General features: G+C 60.6%; 12 protein-coding genes. 6 read left to right on the top strand and 6 right to left on the bottom strand.

All coding sequences use genetic code 11. The features are described 5' to 3' along the window. Position 1: 1 nt before the first annotated feature. From ATO7_RS08760 to ATO7_RS08750, 3 genes are read right to left on the bottom strand one after another with little or no spacing between them, the layout of a single operon-like run. Positions 2-2449 carry a penicillin acylase family protein gene (locus ATO7_RS08760; protein ID WP_083561299.1) on the bottom strand — a complete coding sequence of 816 codons (2448 nt, stop codon included), beginning with the start codon at positions 2447-2449 and terminating at the stop codon, positions 2-4. A gap of 33 nt (positions 2450-2482) precedes the next feature. Next, a complete protein-coding gene (locus tag ATO7_RS08755) occupies positions 2483-3409 on the bottom strand; it encodes an SDR family oxidoreductase (protein WP_083561298.1) in 927 nt (308 codons plus the stop codon). Beyond that, positions 3406-4722: a flavin-containing monooxygenase gene (locus ATO7_RS08750; protein WP_083561297.1), complete on the bottom strand. Its 1317-nt coding sequence runs from the start codon at positions 4720-4722 to the stop codon at positions 3406-3408. Before ATO7_RS08750 ends, ATO7_RS08755 begins: the two co-directional genes overlap by 4 nt. Positions 4723-4821: 99 nt before the next feature. Between ATO7_RS08750 and ATO7_RS08745 the strand changes: the two genes are divergently transcribed. From ATO7_RS08745 to ATO7_RS08730, 4 genes are all read left to right on the top strand, one after another. Next, the gene (locus ATO7_RS08745) at positions 4822-5766 is read left to right on the top strand and encodes an AraC family transcriptional regulator (protein WP_083561296.1); all 945 of its coding nucleotides are present in this window, start codon (positions 4822-4824) and stop codon (positions 5764-5766) included. Between the two features lie 204 nt (positions 5767-5970). Then, positions 5971-8451 carry a TonB-dependent receptor gene (locus tag ATO7_RS08740; RefSeq protein WP_158523123.1) on the top strand — a complete coding sequence of 827 codons (2481 nt, stop codon included), beginning with the start codon at positions 5971-5973 and terminating at the stop codon, positions 8449-8451. Next, on the top strand, positions 8448-9602 hold the full coding sequence (locus tag ATO7_RS08735) for a DUF819 family protein (RefSeq protein WP_146680241.1): 1155 nt from the start codon (positions 8448-8450) through the stop codon (positions 9600-9602). Before ATO7_RS08740 ends, ATO7_RS08735 begins: the two co-directional genes overlap by 4 nt. A 59-nt stretch (positions 9603-9661) precedes the next feature. Then, positions 9662-10483 carry a TlpA disulfide reductase family protein gene (locus ATO7_RS08730; protein ID WP_083561293.1) on the top strand — a complete coding sequence of 274 codons (822 nt, stop codon included), beginning with the start codon at positions 9662-9664 and terminating at the stop codon, positions 10481-10483. A gap of 32 nt (positions 10484-10515) precedes the next feature. On the opposite strand, the gene ATO7_RS08725 is transcribed toward ATO7_RS08730, so the two are convergent. Continuing rightward, positions 10516-12636, bottom strand: a complete 2121-nt coding sequence (locus ATO7_RS08725; RefSeq protein WP_083561292.1) for a M3 family metallopeptidase — start codon at positions 12634-12636, stop codon at positions 10516-10518. 93 nt (positions 12637-12729) lie between these two features. Continuing rightward, on the bottom strand, positions 12730-13296 hold the full coding sequence (locus tag ATO7_RS08720) for a glutathione peroxidase (RefSeq protein ID WP_083561291.1): 567 nt from the start codon (positions 13294-13296) through the stop codon (positions 12730-12732). A 126-nt stretch (positions 13297-13422) separates the two neighbouring features. On the opposite strand from ATO7_RS08720, the gene ATO7_RS08715 reads away from it, so the two are divergent. Further along, positions 13423-14286: a peroxiredoxin family protein gene (locus ATO7_RS08715; RefSeq protein WP_083561290.1), complete on the top strand. Its 864-nt coding sequence runs from the start codon at positions 13423-13425 to the stop codon at positions 14284-14286. Between the two features lie 93 nt (positions 14287-14379). Next, positions 14380-15618 (top strand): NADH:flavin oxidoreductase/NADH oxidase family protein, encoded by a 1239-nt coding sequence (locus ATO7_RS08710; protein WP_083561289.1) that lies wholly within the window; start codon positions 14380-14382, stop codon positions 15616-15618. Positions 15619-15665: 47 nt separating this feature from the next. Here ATO7_RS08710 and ATO7_RS08705 read toward each other — a convergent pair whose 3' ends face one another. Beyond that, the gene (locus ATO7_RS08705; RefSeq protein ID WP_083561288.1) at positions 15666-18056 is read right to left on the bottom strand and encodes an amidohydrolase family protein; all 2391 of its coding nucleotides are present in this window, start codon (positions 18054-18056) and stop codon (positions 15666-15668) included. Positions 18057-18067: the final 11 nt, after the last annotated feature.

Here is an 18067-nt window from a genome sequence, read left to right as displayed (position 1 = left end):
GTCACGGGCTGCTGCTGAGGTGGATTGTTTCGATCGCCTGTGCGGCGATGGCGTCGGCACAAAAGGGCACCTCCAGCCATTGCTTGTCGCTGTACATTGCGGTTTGGTCGGTGTGGTAAGGCGAACTTGGGTCCGGTGACTGAGAGTAGGTTGTGAGGGTTGAGAGCCGCGGGCACGCCTGTGGCGGGAAACTCACCACCTGCATGTAGGTGTTGCCGTGATAGGGGTTGGCATAGCCCTTTTGCGGGTCCCATTCGATGTTCATGATGCTGTACGAACCCATGCGGTCGATGCCGCCGTGCAACGCAAAGCGTTGGCCGCCGCGTTCGATGTATTGGTAGTCGCGCAGTGTCGCGTCCAGGGGAATGTTGGCAGCCTTGAGTTCAGCCACCGCATCGGCCAGTGCGGCCTGCACGCTGGGTAGCAGGGTGTTGAGGCCGCGGGGCGTGTCGATCGGCTCATCCGGACGGAATGGGATCAGAAAAGCACTGGTTCCGGGCAGCCGGGTCTGGGTCGTGGTGCCAGAGGGTAGCGTTTGCCCAAGCAGACGTCCGGCGATGCGTCGGAACAGCAAAGCGCCTGGTGAATCCAGGTTGGTGGTCAGGTCCCAGCCCTCAAGAACCGGGCAGGCATCGGCGATATCGATCGGTCCTTGGGTGCCGACAGCCATCCCCAATTGTTGGCACAGGCTGAGCAGATCGTCGCGCCACATCTCGCCCAGATACTGGCGCGAGGAAAACAACCAGTCCTTCATGATGGCGTGGCTGAAGCCGCGGCCTGTGAAGCCGTCGGTGCCGGCCAGCCGTGCCTCAATCATGTTCAAACCCAGGCGTGTACGCAGCCGTCGCTCCGTGCCTTCCTCTCCGAGGATGCGTGGAAAACCGGTGAGTGGTTCGTCCGGGTGCGATAACCAGTAGGAGTCGTTGGAGTTGCTTACATAGTCGTCGCGAAACAGGCGTGGCAGCCGCGCGGGGCCGAAAATCCCAGGTGCCACCGCATCGGGGTCGTTGTCCCAGGCGCAGGCGGAGCGGCTGCCATCCATGACGGGCAGGCCCAGCAAGGGGAATGTGACCAGCCCCACAACAGAGCCACAGCTCACGGCTTTGGCATCGTCGACATTGGCGGCAACCGTGATGTCGGCATAGAAGGCCTCGCCAGCGCGGTCAACGGCAACGGTATTGGCCCACGGGATGCCCTGCAAACCATCCAGCAGCGCCTCAAACTCGCGCACTGATTTGACCTTGGCCAGCGCTACAAAATGGTTGAGGTAGCGCATGTTGTGCGCATTCGGGTCGGCCAGCGCGAAGCCCAACACCGGCGTCCAGACGAACAGCGGCAAGCCCGCGATGTTGGTCACCATCGGGCCGAAGCGTGTGGTGTAGAGGGTCCGTTCCACGCGCTGCAGGCTGCCGTCGTCCTGGCGACTCTCGACCTGCAATGGCCAGGCCTGCATGGCTTCGACTTCACCGTCGATCACATAGCTGTGCGAACCCGCCAGCAGCATTTGGTACGGGGTAAAGCGAAATGCTGACGAGGTGGTATGTGACCAGGCTACGTCGCGGTTGTTGCCCATCACGACAAAAGGCAGGCCAAGAAAGGTGGTGCCGGACAGCTCAGCCTCGCCAGGAATCCGGAAACTGGCCTGGTAGAAAATGCCGGAGTCGTTGAAAGTCTGGTGTGGGTTGCCAAGCAAGATCGGGGTGCCGTCGACGCTGGCCTGACGACCGATGGCCACGGCGTTGCTGGCCAGATGGCCCCCCGGATGCCAGTCCTGTGCATTGCGGAGACCTTCGAGAATCGCCGGCACATCGTCCGCGCTGGCATTAAGGAGCGGTGCGGCACCGCCAATGCCGTCCACCGACGCCGCCGAGCCAGCAAAGATGGCCAGGGTGTAGGCCATGCGAAACACATCATCAACGCTGATGGGGCGGACCCATGCCGCGCCGCGGCAGTTGGGATCGCTGATCCCGTCAACGCCGGTTTCAGCCAGGTAGCGGTTGTATCCGGCGACATGCCCGGCAAACAGTGCGCGAATTTCTCGATCAGGCCCCAGCGGTGGCGCCTCGCTGGCCAATTGCTCCACTGTGCCTTGTGCGCGAATCAGCTTGAAGAAGAAATCGCTATTCAGGTTGTTGTATGTGAAACCATTGGCCGGAAAGGGGAAATCATTGTCCCCGCCGAAGTAGCGTGAACGTTCACCGGCGGCAGTAACGTAGAACTCCGCGATGCGACAAATGGCGTCTTTGGCCGCGACATAGCCATAGCCGTAGCCGAGCCCGAACCAGCTCTCTGACTCGATATGCGGCACCCCGCCGGCAGTGCGTGTAATCGTACTCAGCGTGTTCTGCGCGGCGTCGCCCGGGTCTGGATGCGTTTGACGCCCGCCGTTACAACCCAAGAGGCCGAGCGCCATCAGCAGGGCAAGAGTCAGCTGGCAGCATGAGCGCATGAGGGTCTCCTTAGGGTGGCTTATCCGCGCGCCTCAGCGTGCTTTGAGCGCGTTGTCGCGAAAATGCAAGAAGGCTTCGCGTGAGGTCTTCTGCAGGGCGTAGCCGAACTCATTTTTCAGCGCGTGGTTGTCGAGCACCGGCCGGTACTGGATAAACTTGATCTGTTCCGGGGCATAACGGCTGATACCGAGCCTGCGGCCAATACGCAGCCCGGCAATGATCAGCGCCGCCGGTAGCTTGAGCACTCTTTTGTTGGTCAGCTGGCCGAGCTCGTCGAGCGTCAGCGCGCCGTCTCCGGCGACGTTGAAGATGCCGCCGCGACCGCTTGTGACGCCGTGTTCGATGATGCCGACCAGATCCTGGTCCCAGATGAATACGAAGGGTGAGTCGTGCCCGCGTACGCCAAGCAAGCGCTTTTTGTCGAAGAGATTGCTGATGAGATTGTGCGTGCCTGCGCCGATCACGGTGCCGACACGCAGCACCAGCTGGGTCAGCTGCGGGTGTTGGGCGCGGTATTCGGCAAGCAGTTCCTCAACCTGGCGCTTGTGATCGGCATAAGGCATCTCAACGTTGCCGCGCAGGGCATCGGTCTCGCGAAGCCAGGCCGGGTTGTCGGCATGGTAACCGTAGGCAGCGCCGCTGCTGGTTACGCTCAGGTGGGTCACCTGACCGGCCAGGCAGGCCTCAAGCACGTTGCGGGTGCCATTCACATCGATGTCGAAATCGCGCGCGCGGTCGCCGCTGAATTCCAACACGGCGGCGAGGTGCACAACATGAGTGATGGCGTTGTCGACGATCAACTCACGCAGGGCCGGATCGCGGATGTCCATTGCACGCAGGTCAAAGCTGGCGTTCTCGTCTCCATGCAGGTCGATGCCGATCACCCGGTGATGCGCAGCCAGTCGCTCGGCAACCTGGCGACCGATATAGCCGGCGGCGCCGGTAACCAGGACATTCATGCGGCTTGCTCACTCTGTTTGGGGAGATCAGCCTTCAACGCGGCAATGCGCGCGTTGAGTGCTTTGTTGTAGGCCTGTTTGTTGACGTAATAGGCCATGCGCTCAAGCTTGAGATAGGCGTAACCACCATCCAGGCGTTTACCGGCCAAACGCGCTTTGTCGCTTTGCAGGCGCTTGGCTGATGCGGCTCCACGCTTGAGCTGTGTCAGGTACAGTGCAACCAGCTCGGCCTGACGATTGCGTGCTTCCCAGCCCAGCCCGGCGGCCTCCATCATGCCCATCATGAAGATGTTGTCGGAATCGGGGTGAAAGCAGTTCAGATACAGCTGTGGGGCTGCGCCTTTCCAGTTCAGTTCGTCTGTGTCGATGAAAGGGTAGTGCAGCTTGTAGCCAGTGGCCTGAATGATCAGGTCGTACTCGGCGCAGCTGCCATCGATGAAGCTGACCTGTGGCCCGGCACAGTGCTTGATGTCCTGGCGGATCGTCACATCGCCGTGCCCGGCGTGATGCAGCAGCAGTGAGTTCAGCACCGGATGGGCTTCATACAGTTTGTAGTCCGGGTCGGGCAGGCCGTAGTTGGATGGTTTGCCGACCAGGGCACGGATGAGCGTGCCGTCGATGAACTGCTTGAGCGGTCGCGGCAGGGCCATCTGGCCGGCGCCGAGCGTGTCAATCGGTCGACCCAGCACGAATTTGGGCAAGAAGTAGTAGCCGCGGCGCAGCGACATATCCACACTGGCGGCACGGTGTACGGCATCCACAGCGATATCGGCACCCGAGTTTCCGCAGCCGATGATCAGGACGCGTTTCCCATCAAGCATCTGTGCGCTTTTGTAGGCGCTGGAATGCATCACCTGGCCGCTAAACGCGCCGGGCAGTGGTGGCTGATTGGGTTCGTGCAAAGTGCCGTTGCACAGCATCAGCCCGTCGAAGCGGCGGGTCTGCTCCTGGCCATCACAACGCGTGGTGAGATCCCATTGCTCGCCATGGCGTTCAGCACGGACGACTTCGGTGGCAAACTCGAAATGCGGATACAACTCGAAGTGCCGCGCATAATCCTGAAAGTAGCGCTTGAGTTCGCTGTGATGTGGGTACTGTGCCACCTCATCGCGCATCGGGAACTCCTCGAATTCGGTCGTGCGCTTGGAGGAGATCAGATGAGCCGACTCATACATAGTGCTGGTCGGGCTTTGCGCGTCCCATAATCCGCCAACATCGGCATGAATTTCGAAACCGCGAAAGGGCAGGCCTGCTTTGTGAAGGTTGCGTGCCATGGCTAAACCTGTCGGCCCGGCACCAATGATGGCGTACATTAGGAAGATGACGATGCTGTATGTAGAAGGTTTTAGCCTAGTGATGCCTCATGGAGTCGTCCCGAGCGATTCGGGACAGAACATGAACAAATCGGGACGATGAGCAATCCCACGGTCATTCGACGCTTCAGCCAGGCTCTGGTCGAGGCAGCCGAGCGTCTGGGGATCGCCACGCCGCAACTCGCATGTGAGGACGACCGCGTGCGTCTGGACGTGCATGATGCGTTGTGGCAACAGTTGAGCGAGGCCAGCGACGATCCCCTGATCGGGTTGCAGCTCGCCGTGCACTTGCAGGTTGGTCATCTGGATGTGGCCGGGCTGTTGCTGATGAGCTGCGAGACGCTGGGTGAGGCGTTGGAGATGTACATCGAATACCACCCCATTGTCAGTCAGGGCGGTGAGGTCTGGTTTCACCACGTCGATGGCTTGTTGGCGCTGTGTTACACCGGGCATTACGACGTCTGCCGCGAAGCGCGCAGCGAAATGTCGCTGGGCTATGCCATACATTTGGCGCGCTGGTGTAGCGGCGGTCGGTTTGAGCCCGACGCCGTGGAGTTTCGCCATGCCCCGCTAGACGATCCGGATCGCTATCGCGCTTTGTTGGGCTGTCCGGTGCATTTTGAGTCTGCCGAAGACCGCTTGCTGTTTCGGTCAGACATGCTCGATCTGCCTTTGATTCAGGCCAATCCGGCCTTGCGTGACCAGTTGCGGGGGCTGGCTGATCAGATGCTCTCGCGGCTGGGTGAGAAATCGCTGTCGATCACGGTTTCGGAACTGGTTCAGCAGCATCCGCAGTTGAGCAAGGATGACATTGCGTCCTTGCTTGCCATCAGCGGACGCCATCTCAGCAGGAAACTGGCCGAGGAAGGTTTCTCTTTCAAACATCTGCGCGACCGTGAATTGCAGGTCTTGGCCATGCGTGCATTGCAACGCGGCGACAAGATTGCCGCCATTTCAGCTGAGCTTGGTTTCTCCGACGAAAGTGCATTCAGCCGCAGTTTTCGACGCTGGACCGGCATGTCGCCGTCGCGTTATCGCACCTGACAGACCCCGCGCACTCGTGCTGCAGGTCCGCTAGAGTCAAGTTGTTGGCACGTACGGTCATTGTGGTGTCCCAGCGCTTGTCGTAGCTTCGAGAGTCTGGGGGAACAGGTTTGTATGGCAGGGACGCCATGCAGGTTCCCACCTAATCGCTCGGGGGGGCTGATCTTGTTAAGGACATATTGCGGGGCACCGCTGATTTTGCTGTTGTTGCCTGTTGCTGCAGTGGCTGAGGATGAGCTGGATGCTTTGTTCGGGCCGCCGCCGACGGTGGCCAGCGAGCAGATGCCGGCCGGGCCGGCGGCATCTGAGACACAAGTACAAAACACTTCTGAGCCAGCACCGGCTGCAAGCATTCAGCTGGCCCAGCCTGCGCCCACTGCCGCACCTAGGCAGCCCCGACGCCAGATCGAGGAGATCGTGGTCACGGCGCAGAAAACCGAGCAAAGTCTGAGCGATGTGCCGGTTTCGGTGACCGCGCTGCAGGGCGAGTTTCTCAAGAACAACAATGTCGTCAACCTGACCGAGGCCTCAGCCTACGTGCCCAACGTGCGCGTGGAGTCCACCAGCCCGAGCTCGCCGCAGGTGTTCATACGCGGATTTGGCACCAACACCTTCAATCCCAGTTTTGAGCCTTCTGTGGGGCTGGTTCAGGACGAAATTTTCTATGCCCGCGGGGCCTATTTCACCGAGTCGATGTTTGATCTTGAGCGCATAGAAGTGCTGCGCGGGCCGCAAGGCACATTGTTCGGTAAGAACACTATTGCGGGGGTGTTCAATATCGTGACCCGTGGTGCGCCGGAGCAGGGCGTTGAGGCCGACCTGAGCTACGCGCGAAACGAGTGGGCTGACGATCGCCTTGAAGCGGGTGTCGGGGCTCGGTTGAGCGAACGCTGGGGCGTGCGTCTGGCCGCCTTGGAAGATCATCGCCACGGGCGGCTTTATAACACCACAATCGACCGTTACGAAGACACCCTGGAACAATCCGCCCAGCGCCTGCGCCTGGATTATCAGGGGGATGGCAGGCTGGATTTTGGTCTGGTTGGGCAACGCTCGGAATCGCAGGTGCATTTCTGGCCGAGGCAGCTGTATGAACTGGACGATGACACTCGCAGTTACCTGCAGAATTTTGATCCGCAGCTGGAAGACAATCCACATGACTTCCAGACCAGCTTTGATTACCCCGGGTATATGAACAAGGATTCCTGGAGCGCAGCGGCACACGCGGATCTTGAGCTTGGTCCGATGCTGAATCTTGCTGGGCTCAACACCACGGTGGTGCTGGGTGTGTCGAAATTGCACGTGGATCAATACCAGGATCTGGATACGTCGCCAGCTGATCTGTTGCGCCTTTACGGTGACACCGAGGACTACCAGCAATACTCCGCCGAATGGCGATTCAGTGGCCATGGCGATGCACCGTGGGGCCAGGGGCTGGAATTTGTCGCGGGTCTGTTTGCGATGCAGACCGATTACCACATCGTGACCGGCATTGAGGCCGGCCAGGATTTGGCGTCCTACGCCTTGTCCAACGATGGCCTGCAGTTGCTTTCCGGAGGTGCGATTGCCGGTATCCCGTTCGGCGGTCTTGGCCAGCTGACCGGGCTGCTGGCTCCGCTGCTGGGACCGCTGGTTGGTGGGGTCATCGGCCAGGATCGTTATGAATACGATTTCGATCAACGTGTGCAGACCTATGCAGCCTTCGCCCAGCTCAGCTGGCATCTGGATGCGCATTGGTCAATCACTCCAGGCTTGCGCATCAATCGCGAAGTCAAAGATATCCGCGCGAAGGGTGAAACTCAGTGCCGGACCAAGCCGCTGACCCAGCAGTGCATTGTGCAACTGTTGGTCAGCGGTGAGGATTACCAGCAATTCATTGAGCGAGAGGAAGACAACCTCTCACCCAAGCTTTCGCTGATGTACCGCCACGACGATGATTTGAGCCTGTTTGCCAACTGGTCGCGGGGCTACAAAAGTGGCGGGGCCAATGCCATTTCATTCACCGATGGCGAGCTTGAGTATGAGCCGGAAACAGCCACCGCCTGGGAGCTGGGTATCAAGAGTCACTGGTTGCAGCGCAGCCTGAGCCTTAATGCCACGCTCTACCGGATGGATTTTGATGATCTGCAGGTGCTGGCGTTTAACAGTGTGTTCTTCGATGTCACCAATGCTGCTTCGGCCTACTCGCAAGGGTTGGAGTTGGACGCCTATTGGCTGACGCCGTACCAACCGCTCAACCTGGCGGCATCGGTCGGCTGGCTGGATGCGCGCTATGACCGTTATGTCGATGCGCCAGCGCCGGTGTCTGATGGGGTCAACGCGCAGCAAGATTTGAGTGGCAAGACTCTGGCCTTTGCCCCGCGCTGGGCAGCCACGTTGAGCCCCACACTGGAATACCGGCTCGGACAGCATGAGTTCACGCTGGGCTTGAACGCACGCTACCAGGCACAGCAGTACACGGACACCGATCTGGATCCGGCAACCCGGGTGCCCGGTCATGTGCTGTATTCCGCCCACCTGCGGGTGGCGCCGCCATCGCAGCGCTGGAGCGTGACGCTGGGTGCCAAGAACCTCAGCGACAAGCGAGTGCTCAATCAGGCCATCGACTCCGCCTTGTTTCCGGGGACGTTTCTGGCCAACCAACAGCCCGGGCGGGTTGTTTACGGCAAGTTCAGCTTGCAGTGGTGAACAGCGCGCTCGCCAGCCTGGATGCCAGCGTGCTGATGCAGCTGATGTTTCTGTTCGGTGTGCCGGCGCTGTTGATGTGGGCGGAGTCGCAGCTGCGCATTGTGGCAACGCTGAGTCCGGTGGTGCTTTGTTATGCCAGCGGCATACTTGTTGCCCATGTGCCGCGGGTTGAATTTGCCGCCCCGTTGGCCAGCGGGATTATCGCCGCCAGCGTATTGATTGCGGTACCGCTGCTGCTGTTTCCAGCCAATTTGCGTCACTGGCTGGGGTTGGCACGTTCCACCGTGGTGTCGTTTGCGCTCGCCGTAGCGGCCGTTTGCATCAGTGCGGTTGTGGTGTTTTTGGTGCTGGGCCAGCAGCTGGCAGCCGCGGCTGATGTATCAGGCATGCTCACCGGGCTGTATACCGGCGGTACGCCGAATATGAATGCGGTGGCGTTGGCGCGTGGGGTTGATGAGAACACCTTCATTTTGCTTAACGGCGCTGATGTGATCCTTGGCAGTGCTTATCTGCTGTTCCTGATGACGTTGGCCAAGCCACTGTTGTCGCGCTATTTCCCGGCTTTTCGCCCAGCTGCTGGCGTGGCGCAGACATCGCAGGCAGCGCCGGTTGCTCGCGCCTGGTGGCCCGGCGGTGCTATCGCCGTCCTGCTATCGCTGCTCATCAGTGCGCTTGCCGCAGGACTTTCCTGGATGCTGCTTGGGCATTTTTCGGAGGCGGCATTGATACTGGGGATTACCACGCTGGCGATGCTGTGCACCCTGTCGCCGCGGGTTAGGGCGCTGTCTTGCAGTTACGAAACAGGCCAGTATCTGCTGCTGGTGTTCTGCATCACGATCGGGACTCAAGCCAACATCCAGCATATGCTTCAGGCCGGATCGATGGTGTTGCTTTACAGCAGCTGCGTTTTGCTGTTTGCGGTGCTTCTGCATTTTCTCAGTGCGCGTGTTTTTGGTATTGATGTGGACACCGTCATCATCACCTCCACCGCCGCGATTTACGGCCCGCCGTTTGTGGGTCCCATAGCCAAAGTATTGGGAAACCGCGAGGTGGTCATGTCAGGTATGACAGCCGGTGTGCTGGGTTTGGCGCTGGGCAACTACCTGGGGTTGGCGATGGCCAGTGCACTGAGTCTGGGCGCGGGATCTTGATGCGAGATTAGAGCGAGCCACGCTGAACCTCGGGCCGATTCGGGCGTCTGAGCAGCGCTATGCTCAGCTTTAATCTCGGTCCCATTGCTTTGTCTGCGCCTCATGCGGTGCTGCTGGCGGCTGCTTTGGTCGCGTGGCTGGTGGGCACTTTGCTTGGGCGGCGCCGTGAGATCAGCATCGGCGGCGCACTGGCCGACATCCTGCTGGTTGCCATGCTCAGTGCCCGGGTGGGCTTTGTGCTGTTGTACTTCGAACACTACCGTGATGCGCCCTGGGGTGTGCTGGATATCCGTGATGGTGGCTTCAGCCCCGCAGCGGCACTGCTGGGCGGCGTGGCCTGCGCGGTGTGGCAGTTGTGGCGGCATCCTGAGTGGCGCCGCGCCTTGTCTGGTGGTTTGCTGGCCGGTGCCATGGTCTTGGCGGCGGGCAGCTTGCTACTGGAGCGGATGCAAGGCCCTGCCAATGAGCTGCTTGAGGCCTCTGTGGCACTTATCGATGGGCAGACAAGCCGTTTGGCCGAGCTCGCAGACGGACGCCCGCTGGTGTTGAATTTATGGGCCACCTGGTGCCCGCCGTGCGTGCGTGAAATGCCGGTTCTGGAAGATGCACAGGCCCGCTATCCGGATGTGGCGTTCGTATATGCCAACCAGGCAGAGGACGCCGCAACGGTGGCTCAGTTTCTGGCCTCGCAGCGTTTGGCCTTGCAGCACGTGGTGCTGGATCATGACGCTCGTCTGGCACCCATGGTGGGCAGCCGCGGTTTGCCCACAACCCTGTTTATTGATGCCGACGGCAAAATGGTCGACAGCCACTTCGGTCCGTTGTCGCGGGCCACGCTGGCCAGCCGGATGCGTCATTTCGGGGCACCCTTGCAGCGTTGAACCGGCACGGCCAGGCCGTGCCGGATGGGGCTCTATTTGGCGTTGAGCCCGCGTTTTTCCAGCAACGGCTCAATCCGCGGTGCACGCCCGCGGAACAGTTCGAACAGCTCCATGGCATCCATGCTGCCGCCGCGCGAGAGCAGGTTCTCGCGGAACCAGTCGCCATTGATGCGCTTGAGACCATCATGTGCCTTGAACCACTCGACGGTTTCCGCATCAAGCACTTCGGACCAGATGTAGGAGTAGTAACCGGCCGAATAACCGCCGGCGAAAATGTGCGAGAAATAGGCGCTGCGATAGCGTGTGGGCACCGTGTCGAGCAGGATACCGGCACGTTTGAGGGCCGCTTTTTCGAACTGGGCCACGTCGCTGGGAATCTCATCCGGACCGAGCTGATGCCAGGCCTGGTCGAGCAACGAGGCGGCTAGGTACTCGGTGGTGGCGTAGCCCTGATTGAATTTCTTGGCGGCCAGGAAGCGCTCGACCAGGGCCTGCGGCATGGGCTCGCCGGTTTCGTAGTGGCGAGCGTAGCGCTGCAGGATGTCCGGCCACACCGCCCACATCTCGTGCACTTGTGAGGGAAACTCGACGAAATCGCGCGGCACGCTGGTGCCGGAGAACATCGGGTAGCTCACATCCGAGAACAGGCCGTGCAGGGCATGGCCAAACTCGTGGAACAGTGTGGTGACCTCATCAAAGGTCAACAGCACGGGTTCACCGGCAGGCGGTTTGGTGATGTTGAGGTGGTTGCCGACCACCGGCTTGGCCTTTAGCAGGTGATTCTGCGGCACATAGGCGTTCATCCAGGCACCACCGCGCTTGCTGTCACGCGCATACGGGTCGAACAGGAACAGACCCAGCGCGGAATCATCGGCATTGAACACCTCCCACACGCTGACATCCGGGTGGTAGACCGGCAGGTCTTTGCGCGGCTTGAAGCTCAGGCCGTACAGCGCTTGCGCCATGTAGAACACGCCATCGTGCAGCACGCGGTCGAGTTCCAGGTAGGGGCGCATCTGGCTTTCGTCAAACGCATAACGTTGCTGGCGAAGTTTTTCGGCATAGAACGGCCAGTCGGCCGCGCTGAGCATGAAGGCACCCATTTCGGCGTCGATCAAGGTCTGCAGATCGGCCGCTTCGGCACGGGCATTGGCCACTGCCTTGGGCGCCAGTTGGGTCAGCAGATCGTTGACCGCCTGGGTGGTTTGCGCAGTCGAATCTTCCAGCACATAGGCGGCGTGGTTGGGATGCCCCATCAGCTGGGCGCGCTCCGCGCGCAGTCGCACGATCTCCAGGATCAGTGCTTGATTGTTGTAGTCGTTGTCGCGCAAGCCACGCGCCAGGGAGGCCTGCATCACCTTGTCGCGGGTGGGTCGGTGCGTGAGCACCTTGAGCGCCGGTTGCGAGCTGGTGTTGAGCAGTTTGATGGCGTACTCGCCATCGTGCCCAGCGTCGCTGGCGATCTGGGCCGCGGATTCGATTTCGGCTGTGCTGTAGCCGGCCAGCTGATCAACATCGCTGACAAAAACAGTGGAGTCGTTGCGCTCTTTGAGCACGTTCTGGCCGAACTTCGTCACCAGACTGGAGAGTCGCTCATTGATCGCGCTGATACGGGTCTTTTCGTCCTCGCTCAGCCTTGCGCCAGCACGGACGAAGTTCTGGTGATAGCGTTCAACCAGGCGGCGCTGCTCGGGGTTCAGGTCAAGCGTGTCGCGGGACTGATAGATCGCATCGATGCGCGCAAACAGCTGCGGGTTGAGCAGGATCTTGTCCTGATGTGCGGCCATTTGCGGGGCCACCGTGGTTTGCACCTCGTTGAGCGTGTCATTGGTGTGCGCGCCAACCAGGCCAAAGAACACATAGGCCGTCCGCATCAGGTCCTGACCCGACCGTTCCAGCGCCACGATGGTGTTGTCAAAGGTCGATGCGGTGTCCTGAGTTGCGATGGCCTCGACCTCAGCAAGGTGCGCGCTTGCGGCACTCTCAAAGGCCGGTAGAAAGTGCTCGGCGCGAATCCGGTCGAAGTGCGGGTACTGATAATCCAGAGTGCTGGGGCTGAGCAGCGGGTTGGTGTTGGAGGCCATATCAGTTGGCAGCAAGGCGCAGGCGCTCAGGCCCAAGGTGCTGGCGGCCAGCATCGCAAATCGTTTCATCAAACACCTCTGCGACGGTGGCGCCCGCGCGCCCCGTCGAAAATTCAAAACGACAAATATACAGAAATGTTTGTTGGTTCTGCGAGTGGCAAATTATCGGGCCGCGGTTTGCTCTGAAAGCGCCTGTTCGATGGCTTTGATGAGTGTCTCGTCATCCGGTTTGGTGCGTGGGCCGAAGTCGGTGACTTGATCGCCCTTGATCAGGTACTTGTGAAAGTTCCAGCTCGGCTTGCGCGTTTGCTCAGCCAGCCGCTGGAAAAGCGGGTGCGCCTTTTTGCCCTTCACGTCGATGCGCGTGAACATGGGAAAGGTGACACCATAATTGCGGTAACAGATTTCGGCAGTTTTCTCCGGGTTGTCGTATTCCTGGCCGAGGAAGTTGTCCGAGGGAAACCCTAAAATGGTCAGGCCCTGCTCGTGGAAACGCTTGTGCAGGGCTTCGAGGCCTTCGAACTGCGGGGTCAGCCCGCACTTCGAGGCGGTATTCACAACCAGAACCGCCTTGCCTTCAAACCAGTCGCACAAGGGTTTGTCCTTGCCGCCGCCCATCAGGAGGCCAGGAGAAGCGAGACCCTGGCATAGCGGTTGCTCTGCTGCCTGGACGGGAGCAGGGGACAGCCACATCAGTGTGGCGAGTGATAATCCAAGAATCTTGAGCATTGGGGGTATCCGTTACAGTTTCACTCATCATACGCGGGCGAATGTTGTTCGGATTCAATTGCTCGGGTGTGAAAGACATTACGCGCTGACCCGGTCTTATCGCGCTCACCACGGGAGAATTGTTGAATGGACGCCTGGCTCAAGAGAATTTTCATTTCCACGTTCTGCGGTGCGGTCTATCTGGCCACGCTGGCGGCGCTGGGGATGCTGCTGCGCGACGGGTTCAACCTGGCCTGGCTGGGTGTGCTGGTTGCCGCGCTCCCAATGACCTATTTTTTCAGTCGTCTGTTCCTGCTCAAGGACGTGGTGCGCACATCGCCCAGGTTGTGGGGTTACACGGCATGGATGGCGCTCGGTTTGGCAGTGAGCTTGGCTGCCGTGCCCGCCAGTGGTTTTGCGCTGGCGCAGATGATTGCGGCGGGTTTGTTGCTGGCCCAGCTGCTGTACGTGTTCTGGTATTCGCGCTTTGCCCAGCGTGACACCGCAACACTGGCCGTGGGACAGCCCCTACCGCCATTTCAAATGCGCAGCGCCGATGGTGAGATCGTCAACAATCAGAGTGTGCAGGGGCGACCTTGTCTGATGGTGTTCTACCGCGGCAACTGGTGCCCGCTGTGTGTGGCCCAGATCGGCGAGATTGCAGCCCAATACCGCGAGCTGGAGCAGCGAGGCGCCCAGGTTGCGTTTGTCAGCTCGCAGCCGCCGGAACATACCCAGTCTCTGGCCCAGCGTTTCGATATACCGGCCGGTTTCTGGATTGATCAGGACAATCAGACGGCCAAGTCTTTCGGCATCTTTGCGCAGGCGGGCACGCCCGCCGGGATGGAGGCGCTGGGTTACTCGGCCGACACCGCGATGCCGACAGTGGTGATCACCAACGCGCAGGGCGTCATTGTTTACGCCGATCTGACCGACAACTACCGGGTCCGCCCCGAACCCGCCGAGTTCCTGCGTGTGCTCGACGAACTGGGGGTGACCAGTGCCGCCTGAGCACATCAGGTGCGCGTTTGAATGGTGTTGAGCAAGTCGGCAGAATCAGGCGCGACGTCCGCCCGAATGGCGACATAAACAATGAGTTTTTGAATGACAAACCCCACACTGAATACACCTTTCAAGCTGCCCAATGGCAGCACGCTGGCCAACCGCATCGCCAAATCGGCCATGAGCGAAGCGCTTGGCACCATGGACAATCGCGCTACGCCGGAATTGGTCCGCCTTTATGAGCGCTGGGGGCAGGGCGGCACCGGCTTGCTGGTGACCGGCAACGTGATGATCGATCGTCGTGCGCTGGGCGAGCCCGGCAATGTGGTGATCGAGGACGAGCGTGACCTGGACACGCTCAAAGCCTGGGCCCAGGCCGGTCAGGCACAAGGCGCCCAGGTCTGGGTTCAGCTCAACCACCCCGGGCGACAGAGCCCCAAGGGCTTGAACCGTGAAAATGTGGCGCCTTCGGCGGTGGCTTTCGAGAAGTCCATGCAGGCCTATTTCGAGCAGCCGCGCGCCCTCAGTGAAGAAGAGATCGAAGATCTGATCGCGCGCTTCGGCCAGGCCGCCGGTATCTGTCGTAAGGCCGGTTTTGCCGGGGTGCAGATTCACGGCGCCCACGGGTATCTGGTCAGCCAGTTCCTCTCGCCCAAAACCAATCAGCGTGACGATCAGTGGGGCGGCAGCGCGGAGAACCGTCGCCGATTCGTGCTGCGCGTGCTGCAGGCCATGCGTGAGGCCACAGCGCCGGATTTCGCCATCGGGATCAAGCTCAATTCGGCGGATTTCCAGCGCGGTGGTTTCACCGAAGAAGAATCGCTTGATGTGATGAGCGCGTTGGCCGACGCCGGTATCGACCTGATCGAAATCTCCGGCGGCACCTATGAAGCGCCAGCGATGACCGGCGTGCGTGAGTCAACGCGTGCCCGTGAGGCGTACTTCCTGGACTTTGCCGACAAGGTGCGTGCACGCATCCCTTCGACGCCGCTGATGGTGACCGGTGGCTTCCGCAGCCATGCTGGTATGACGGCCGCGCTGGCGTCGGGCTCACTGGATTTGTGCGGTATCGCGCGGCTGCTGGCCATTGAGCCGGATGTCAGCCAGCGTTTGCTCGACGGGCACGACCCGCAGGAGCGTGTGCGTCCGATCAAGACCGGGATCAAGCCGGTCGATCGCATGGCGATCATGGAAGTGACCTGGTACACCCGGCAGCTGCGCCGGATTGGTCGCGGGCAGGCGCCCAAGCCGCGCGAATCCGGGCTCAAGGCGTTTTTGTGCAGTCTGGTTGATACCGCCTCAGGGATGCGGCAGACACGTCGCTTGCGCGCCAGCGCCTGAGTGACGGTGGTGCGCCGGGGCGTTACGCCCGGCGCACCACATCATGCTTACTCCAGCGGGCGCCAGGCTTCAGTGCGTTCCCACATGCGCAGATAGGCTTCTGCCGAGCTGAAGAACTGGCGCAGGGCGCGATCAATCTCCTCGGGCGAACGTTCGCTGGTGTAACGCTGCATGTCGGCAATCTGATCCGGGTACAGGCCATAGTGGGCGACACCGCGACCTTCATACAGATTGAATACGTGGTCGCCGGTGACCTGTTCTTCGAATTGCACCCGACCGTCCACCGAGGTGAACGGGTACAGCGGGGTTCCTGCTTCGCCACTGTTGCCCGGCAGGCTGGCAATGCCGTTCACATCCGAGGCCATACCGGTGGTGGGCAGGCCGGCCACCATTTGGCTTGCCGGACGCTGATCAACCTTGTTGAGACGGTCCACCCATTGTTCGCGGGCGCTGACAAAGCGACTGATGTTGCCGCCGTTGGCAACCAGGCGATCAAGCAGCTCTTCTGAATTGAGCCAGTCGTGGCTGCTGGTCAGCCCCGGGTAGCCATTGACCTCGGCCAGTTCGAAAATGCGGTCGATGACCTTGCGCGAGGAGTGGTCGACCTCGATGATCATGCGTCGCTTCATCAGTTCGTCGATGAACGCATGGCCGATTTCAGTCAGGCCACGGACGTTGCACAGGCCCTGTTCAGTGGCCGGAATCAGGGGCGGCAGCGGGATCGGTGTTTGCTGGACCTGACCCTCGACATATTCCAGCTGGAACAGAAGCTGATCAATGATGCCCAGCGGATTCGGAGCGTTTTCGTCGTTGGCGGAATCGCTGACAAAGTTTTCCGGACACTCTTCGAACTCAAGCATATGTCCGGTTTCGGCCAGGTTGCCCACGTAGAGTACGGTGCCGATCCCCAACGCTTCATCCGGTACGACCCCGCCAAAGGCGTTGTCGAACTTGTGAATGGGGAAAATATGCCGGATGCCGACGCGGTAGGCCGCGTCAAGACGCTCGGTCATCTCTTCAACCGAGCACTCAGACATGCCCAGGAACTCGCCACAATTGAAGATCTTGGAAATCTCTATTCCGAGGACGACGGCGAGCTTGCCTTCATCAATGATGCGACGCGCATCGGCCGGTGTGTCGACAATGCGGAACCAGCCCTGGCCCGGGCCGCCGTGCTGCGCGTCGATGTAGTCCTGCATTTCAAAAATGCGCTGCGCCTGCAGACGCCAGTTGTCTTCGAAGTCGCAGGCATTCTGCTTCTGAGGGTTGAGCTGACACAGCACTTCGTTGCCGGTGAAGTGGTTGACCAGAATCTTCAGGCCGGCGAGGTGTGCGCGCTCAATCCAGCGGTAGTAGGACTGATGGTGCTGCAGCGAATTGTGACGTGGCCAGAATGGAAAGTCGGGCCAGCCGCGGGTTTGGTGGGCCGGTTGCCCATGGCCGGAGGTCACGGTTTCGACCAGGCCGAGGAGACCCTGTGGTCCATGGTTGACGGCGCAGTTATCCAGTGCGTGATCAACCCCGAATTTGTGGAACGGATCGCCGTAGTTAACCCGCCCGCCGATAAATTCGTAGGCGGTGATGTGCGAGTGCGCATCGATGAAGCCGTAGACATCCTCATCGCCAATTAGCGAGGCGTTGGGGCCCTGCGTAAACAAGGCGACTTCATTGAGGTACTTGGCCGGGCCTCGCTTGTCCAACACGGTGGCGTTGAGCGACGCTTCCGGGTAGCTGTCGCAGCCCTGGGTTGGGATCATGCGGAATTCGCTGGCCTCAGCCGCTCGGGCCGCGGAGGTCAGGCCCAGTTGCCCGTTGGCCACAGCCAGCGTTTGTCCGGTGACCGCATTCTTGAGGCTGACTTTGCCCGGCGCCCGTTCCGTCAGTGTCCAGACGGCCAGGTCGCTGGCTTCATCGACCATGGCCAGGCGCGGTGCGACGTTCTGATCGCCCAGCTGGCCGCCCACACCGCCCAGGCCTTCGCCCAGATCGCGGACCGGGCCGCCCAGCGGGGCGAGGGGGTCGGTGGCGAAGTCCAGAATGTCGCCGACCGCCGAGACCACGTAGCCAACCTCGCCAATGAAGTTGCCGGTGTCATCCAGCAGCTCGCCGAGCGGGTCGGAAATGCCGAGCAGTGACTTGTTACCGCGTTCGCCCTGCGCTCGGCTGTAGTGTGAAAGCAGCAGGTAATCGCCCAGCCTGGCGGGTTTGAAATAGAACGCCGCGGCCGCATCGGCGTTAGCTGAGAGGGTGTAAAGCGCGCTGTCGTTGTCGGCACTGACAAAGCCTTCACCGGATTCCAGCACGAAACACTGATTGGCCGCGGAAAACACCTGATCCGTGGTGGTTTCGCGTGGGCTGCTTTCGCGTCCGCCATTACAGCCTGCAAGCAGCAGGCCAAGTGCCAGACAACTGGCGAGTTTGGCATTGGTATGAGCCATGGGGTTCCCCT

This window comes from Oceanococcus atlanticus (assembly GCF_002088235.1).
Classification (GTDB): Bacteria; Pseudomonadota; Gammaproteobacteria; order Nevskiales; family Oceanococcaceae; genus Oceanococcus; species Oceanococcus atlanticus.
This window is presented reverse-complemented; position numbering and strand designations above follow the sequence as displayed.